The organism is Parasediminibacterium schistidii, assembly GCF_046546515.1.
GTDB lineage: Bacteria > Bacteroidota > Bacteroidia > Chitinophagales > Chitinophagaceae > Parasediminibacterium.
Genome location: NZ_JBKHKJ010000065.1, coordinates 1 through 7,067, shown reverse-complemented (window position 1 = coordinate 7,067; position 7,067 = coordinate 1). Strand labels below are relative to the sequence as shown.

At 33.3% G+C, this 7,067-nt stretch carries 3 protein-coding genes; all 3 read right to left on the bottom strand.

Annotated elements, in window-relative coordinates; translation table 11 throughout:
- Positions 1-333: 333 nt before the first annotated feature.
- The gene (locus ACHFIY_RS18925) at positions 334-5,064 is read right to left on the bottom strand and encodes a DEAD/DEAH box helicase (RefSeq protein ID WP_410847697.1); all 4,731 of its coding nucleotides are present in this window, start codon (positions 5,062-5,064) and stop codon (positions 334-336) included.
- Between the two features lie 564 nt (positions 5,065-5,628).
- Positions 5,629-6,261 (bottom strand): hypothetical protein, encoded by a 633-nt coding sequence (locus ACHFIY_RS18920; RefSeq protein ID WP_410847696.1) that lies wholly within the window; start codon positions 6,259-6,261, stop codon positions 5,629-5,631.
- Between the two features lie 4 nt (positions 6,262-6,265).
- A complete protein-coding gene (locus ACHFIY_RS18915; RefSeq protein WP_410847695.1) occupies positions 6,266-6,751 on the bottom strand; it encodes a hypothetical protein in 486 nt (161 codons plus the stop codon).
- Positions 6,752-7,067 lie beyond the last annotated feature (316 nt).

The following is a 7,067-nucleotide window of genomic DNA, read 5'->3' as shown; positions in this document are numbered from 1 at the left end:
TAACGAGTACGGGCTTGGCGAAGGTGGGGGAATAGCATTCCGTCCGCCGGAACCGAAGCTCAATTGAAAAACCGAGGTAAATATAACAACAAAAAGCCAAATAGCATTCCGTCACGCTGGAACAAAAGCCACATAGGATTACAAAAAGCTTATTGCTGTTCCGTCCGCCCCACTTTTGCCAAACCCCATGTTAGCGGTTCGCCCTTGTTGGGTCTGTCGTGGTGCGTTGGAAAGCAAGCTCCTTTACAAACTTAGGCCTTGTGTGTCGGCTTTGTACGGTTTGAAAAGGAGCTTGCTTTAGCCTCGGGAATTATCGGATTCAATTGAGCAATGCTATTCTTTATTTTCCTTTAAGTCTCGGAGTTGAATGTCTATCGCAGTATCATTTGATTTTATAAAATATTTCATTTCGGATAGTCCGAAAACATTTACGTTGTCGTGTCCTGAAACATAGCTATTGTTTTCTATATAGTTTTCGTCGTTAAACAATACTTTTTCAACTTCTCTTGAATTTAATATCCTTGAGTTACCGAAATTGTTTTTAAATGATAAGCCAATTTCGTTGATAAACTTATTGTTACGAATAGTTGTGTATGGGTGTAAGATTACCAAATAATCTTTTGCCCTACTGATTGCAACATTATAAATGTATTCTTTTGACAGTAAAGATTTTTCGTGTCCTGTGTAGTAATAATTATTAGGATTACACACAAAGAAAACAATATCACATTCATCTCCTTGAAAGCCGTGAACTGTATCAGAATATACTTTTATTTTATCGGAAATTCCGTAAGAAGTAATGAGCTTGTTCAATATAATTGCTTGGGCTTTATAAGGAGCAATCAGCCCAATCGTCCAATTTCCGACCTTATTTTCTGTGTCAAAATATTTTACTATTTCAGTAACCATAATGGCACAATAAGTTTGGTAGGAACTGTAAAGCAATTTATTGACCCTGTAAATTGAATTGTCTTGGTTTACAGGAATATCAATAAAAGTGACATTTGAAGAAATTAAACTTTTAATTCCCTCGGGAAGTGGTTTGGTTTCTTTACGGTTTGATTCCCTGTCGTGTTTTAATAACCCTGAATAGGATAGTTCACTAAAAAGTTGCCCAATTTTTGGAACGCTTCGATATTGGGTTTCGAGATTTTTAATAGTGTCTATATCCCTAATTAATTGTTCTTCAGGTTTAAAACTTTCAAGCTTCATCATTTTATAAATGCTTTCATCTTGAAAGTCGAAATTTTCTAATTCTTTGTCGTTTATTTCAATAACAGGTGGAATTTGCTTAGGGTCGCCTGCAATAATGAATTTTGTATATGGATTAGATTTGAAAAATGCCATAAGGGCAAATGTGATGTAGTGCAATCCCGTCATTGAGGATTCGTCAAAAATAACATAGTCCCATTGATATTGAAATAATAAGCCAACATTTTTAATATCAAAATAGGGCAATCTGTGAATTGTTGAAGCAACAACATTGATACTTTTCATATCGTTTTCATCAATCGTATCCCGGTAAATACCAACTTCTTCTAATTCAGGGTCTGTTGGACGACTTAAACGAACAGCCAAAATATCAGAATTTATTTCTATCAGTTTTTTACACACCACATCTGATGCTTTATTTGTTGGAGTAAGAACCAAAATTTTTGCATTCGGATTTTCCTTTATGGTTGAATTGATGTTATTGCAAAGTGTAGTTGTCTTTCCTGTTCCTGGCGGACCATAAATGTAATTTAAAGGGGGCATAGCTTCTTTAATAAATTCCCACTCGTCAATATAATTAGCATTTGTAAATGCTTTGTATAATCTGTCTAACAAATCAATAACAGGAGTAAAATTGATTTCAACTTTAAAGACATTTGAGAGTCGAGAAAGAATATTGCTTGATAATGATTCACGGCAATAAATCAACAAATCTTGTCCTTTCTTTGATACGCCTTCAACTATTATATTTTCTTTTTTACCATTCCCGAAGACAAGAGAAACTTTAAAATCATCAGCATTTTCAATTTCAGGTGAAATATAACTGCTTGCCCCACAAAGTAAAAAGTATTTGTTGTCCGTTTTATAGGACTTAATTTCTTGAAACGAAATTGATTTTTGTTTTGTAGTGTCCTGTTTTTCTCCGTAAGTGGTTAATAACTGTAAATAGGCTACAAACCAATCATACGAATATTTTTTGCTGGTATTAATTTTTTCAGCTAAATCAACTCTGCTTTTTTTGATTTCAAGTTGTTCTTTTAGGTCTTCAATTCCTTTTGCAAATTCTTCGTCTTCATCAAAATTTATTTTTGGTGATGTTTCAGGTTCTGAATTTTCGGCTTGTGTTATTTTTACTTTAGGTGCATATTCTTTTTGTAAACTATCTAAATCTTTAATAGTTCTATCCAATTTTGAAGCCTCTGTTTGCTCGGAATTATTATTCTCGGTATTACTATTTGTATTAATTCCACCTGAATTTATTCTTGGGGTATTTTGTTGCTCTTTCCACTCCTTAAATTTTCTTAATTCAACTAAATCAATATTATTTTCTTCGAGAAATTTTAGCTTTTCTTGTTCTTCAGTTAAAACAACAAGTGGCTTAAATTTTAAGAGGTCAATAAGCTGTTTTGCCTGATTGCTTTCCTTTTCATATTCAACAGAAAGATCAGCAACTGTAATTTCGTGAGGTGCTGAGAAATCGCCATTTCTCTTTATCAACCATTTGGAAGTTGTAAGACGTATATACTCACTTGAATCAAATGAATTACTGGTTTTATACTGTTGCCAATGAGGGACATACTCGAAAATCCCCCTGACTAAATTTGTAAAAGAATTATTCACATATTTGGAAATTAAGTTTGACAACATTTTCCATAGTAATAAGGATTTTTGCTTGTTTATGCCTTGAATTAATTCAGCAGACCCGTCAATGAATTTGTCATAAACCTTTTGTTTGTCGTAATATTTTTGACTAATATTTATTTGTGTCAATCCAAATCTTGCTTTGGTTTCATATTCGTAACCTAAGTCTATTTGATATATAATTGGGGTGTTGTTCACTCCAATTTTAAATAAAAAAGTTTTTAAATGTTCTCTGTCGGTTTCATTTATGAAATTATAATAACCATCTAAATCTAAAAATTTAGTATCTGGTTTTGATTCAAAATATTTCAATAAATCAGGATATGGGTAATAAATTTCATTTGCCTGTCCTGGAAAAGGCTTATCTTCTTTCTTTGTTTTATAGATAACAAATTCTTTATCCTTTATCAATTCGATAAAACTGCTTATTTCATTCTGAGGACATTCATCTTTATAATATTTGAAAAATTTTTGAAAATGTGTTTCAATATCAATCTCACCATTTTTTTTGTATTGAGGTAAAATATTATTATAAATCTCATCCTTTAGGCTGGGTTGTTTTATGCCGAACTGTTCGATAAACTCTTTAGATTTTTCATTTTCTAAAAGTTTTGGGTGAATATGGATATAAGGGGAATCAGAATACTCTGAAGGTAAAAATAGTATTGGATGCAGGTCCTTTCCATTTTGTTCAAATGCTGGAACGGCATTTCCTTTAGAATCTATGAAAATTGGTTTTGTCTTCACTATTTTCATGTAGTCATTCGACCTTGACAAATACTCATAGAATTGCTGCACCCAATCAAAAGTTTGATTTTGTATAAATTCATTAGTTATGTAGTTCCTTAAAATGTATTCTATATCGAGATAATTACTTACTAATTCTTCGATATATTTTCCTAAATCCGGATTTCCTTTATATTTTGCTTCATTTCTACCAATCGATTCAAAGACCCATTTTGCATTTTCTCTTTTTGTGAGATTAGAAAGTTGCTCATTTGAGAAGACATTTGTTATTGGGCTATATTCCGCCCAATAAGCATTCTCTTTTTGAGCATATGTGTTACCTTTTGCGGGTAATAATTCTTGGGTTTTTAATTGGTTTTTTATTGAGGAATAAAATGGTGCAAAAAGACTTTTACTTTCTTTGTATGGAATTATATTAATTATATCATCAGTTATAAGTTTTAAATCTTTTAAAATTAGCAAACTATCGGCGACAAGTTGAGCAAGTAACTCGACCATTTCAGTATTATGGACTTCGTAACGTTTTATACCCGCTCTACTATCAGTTAGTAAAAATGGAGCGTTTAAAATAAAATTTAAATTTGTTACTTCTTCTGTAGGAAAAAAACAAAATGCAGGCAATTGTTTTGATTGCAGTTGACCATTTCTATCAAGAAAAAATCCAATAGAATAATTAAGGCTGCTATTTTCAATATTTCGGGAAAACAATAGAAGTTTTTCAGTTGTTGGTTTTAATCCAATTTGATGATTTAACTTAACTTTAGAGTATGAAATATCATTCCATTGTTCACTTTTAGAAATATGTTTTGTGTAATTTCCACTTTCGTTTTCTGACTTCCAATTTATTTCATTTAGATAAGAAAGAAATAATGTTGGGTAAGACAAGCTTTTTAGTTTGCCTATAATATCATTAAATGCTTTATCGGCTGGCATTTCTTTTTTGTCAAATGGAAAGTAGAAAACTGTATTATTATTCCTGCCTTCTAAATCATTTTCTAATAGTTGAGGCACTATAAAGCGTTCAATCTTAAACTGAAAGTATGTATCGTAAATATGTGGAGTGTCTGTATATTGAAAAACTGCTTTAAAGCCAACTCCGAATTTTCCTATGGTGGATTCTGTTGTTTTGTTAGATTGCCCTATGGAAGTAATCGAATTAATGTGTCCGAGCCTATTATCTAGTTTATCTTCTCTTTCATTTTCAGGATTTGTTATTGTAAAATGAATTGTACCATTATGAGAGAAATAAAGACCTGCATTTGTTAACCTAAATTCCGCTTTTGTTGCTTTGACATCATTAGCATTTTGCAATAGTTCATAAATGAAATGTGCTTGGTCGCTATATTTTTCTACAACAGAACCTTTTACCCCTTCCATTGAAGATTTTTCTATTACACGGGCATTTTCTTGTCTGTCAATTATAAGGACTTTAAAGTATTCTGTTTGCTTTTCTATTGTTTCCATATTAAATCTGTCTGAATGTTGTATAGTGTATTTTGTTCAAGTTTTGGCTTGTCCGTTCATTTGTTTGTCTGCTCAATGTTCGCAAGTGGCTCATGGGTGACCGCTAACGAGCAAGGTATTGCCTGCAGGCAGGGGAATAGCGCTGAGTCAGCCCGGAACAGAAGCCCAATGATTGCAATATTGCCGATGTTCTTTCCCATACCCAAATATATAACGTCCAGCCCGTACTAAAGCCCAATAGCAAAGAAAAAGATGAAGTTTATTCCGTCACGCCCTGCTTGCGGCAATACCCATGTTATCGGCATTTGTCACCCGTGGAGTGTGTCCAATTGTGAACGGTCTTTCTTATTTTTTAAGCCGTTTTGTCAGTTAAACAGAACCTGTCTTTTTACCCTATCGCTCCATCATCGCTCCTAGATCGCTCCTAGATCGCTCCTAGGTCGCTACAAGGTCGGCTTATTTGAGGTTAAGACAAAATGGCGTTAAAATATGTGTTGTTAATATTGCTTCGAAGCACGAAACCCCACTATTGCAAGACCTTTCTTACCGAATGTTTTTTTGTCCTTAGTAAGGACTTTTTTCAGTCTTAATAACAGCTGGAAGTTCAAAAATCTTAGCTTCAAGTTTCATTTGTTTAACTTCTGTTGAAACACTTTCCATAGTAAACTGAGCTGTCTCAATTACTGATTTTAAAGGTAAAGACTTTGATTTGGAAAGATAGTCAAACCAGTTGCCGAATTTATGATTTGCAAATAGTTTTGTGTCCACTGATAATTTGGAATTGAAATAATATTTTTGAACACCACTTTTACAAGTCAAAATTACTTCGTCACACTTGTAACCTAAGATTTCTGTTACTCCATTATTTAATTCAACTTTCAGAATTTCGTCACCTTGAACGCTTGCGTCATTCCAAAAAGCTGTTTCAGAGTTTGACATTTTATTATAAAGTTTATTGTCTTTGTTGATATAGAGCTGCCATTGAACTAAAGACCCATTTGTAATTGATTTATAGTCGCCACCTTTTATTAAATACTCCTGTGTCGAGCCGAGCATTGAAGTCCATTGTTGGTCTGATACTTTTGGGTTTTTACTTTTGTAGGTGTTAGTGTAAATAATTTCCCCTTCAAAAAATTGTCCAAAGGTTGTAACTGCTGTAATTACTGAAATCGTTAGGATTATGAGTATTTTCTTCATTTGTCTATTTTATTGTTATAAAGTTTGCGATATTTTCTCCAGATTGATTTCCAAGAATAATAAATTCTCTTTTTTTATTATCGTAGGTCTCAATGGTTACTCTTCCATCGTGAGGATATGGCCCCATTCCGAATTTTTTAGAGGAGTTGTAAACAGCGGATTTAATGTCAGAGGTCTTGATTATAAAATTTATCTTGTTTGCGTTTAAAATACTGCCATCTAATAAATCTAAGTCAACTATCTTTTCTAGAAACTTATTTTTTAAATAGGAATAGGGATTTGTCAGGTCGCCTTTAATAGCCATATTTGAGGTTATTTGTCGAGTAAGAATATCTTTACCCCCTTCAACACTTATAAGTCCGTTACCTTGAATTCCAATCAAATATCCTTTTGTCTTGAGTACAAGAAATGTTCTGTTAAGAATTAAATAATAATACTCCATTGCTACAAAGTGATTATTGTCAGTAAGCTCTAAGTCTTTTAGTTTCATTTTTTATCTCTTTGTTGCTGTCTATTGTGTTATTCGCTTCGGTCATTGCCGCTAACGAGCAAGGTATTGCCTGCAGGCAGGGGCATAGAGCTGGGTCAGCCCGGAACCGAAGCCCAATGATTGCAATATTGCCGATGTTTTTTCCATAGCCAAATATATAAAGTTAAGCTGGAACAAAAGCCCAATAGCCGACAAAAAGATGAAGTTTATTCCGTCACGCCCTGCTTGCGGCAATACCCATGTTAGCGGCATTTGTCAACCCCAAGGTGTGTCAACTGTGGACGGTCTTTCCTGCATTTTTAGCCGTTTTGTCAGC

Bases quoted from the DNA above. Each gene is read 5' to 3' on its own strand.
- ACHFIY_RS18925 (WP_410847697.1), bottom strand. From the start codon at position 5,064: ATGGAAACAATAGAAAAGCAAACAGAATACTTTAAAGTCCTTATAATT.
- ACHFIY_RS18920 (WP_410847696.1), bottom strand. From the start codon at position 6,261: ATGAAGAAAATACTCATAATCCTAACGATTTCAGTAATTACAGCAGTT.
- ACHFIY_RS18915 (WP_410847695.1), bottom strand. From the start codon at position 6,751: ATGAAACTAAAAGACTTAGAGCTTACTGACAATAATCACTTTGTAGCA.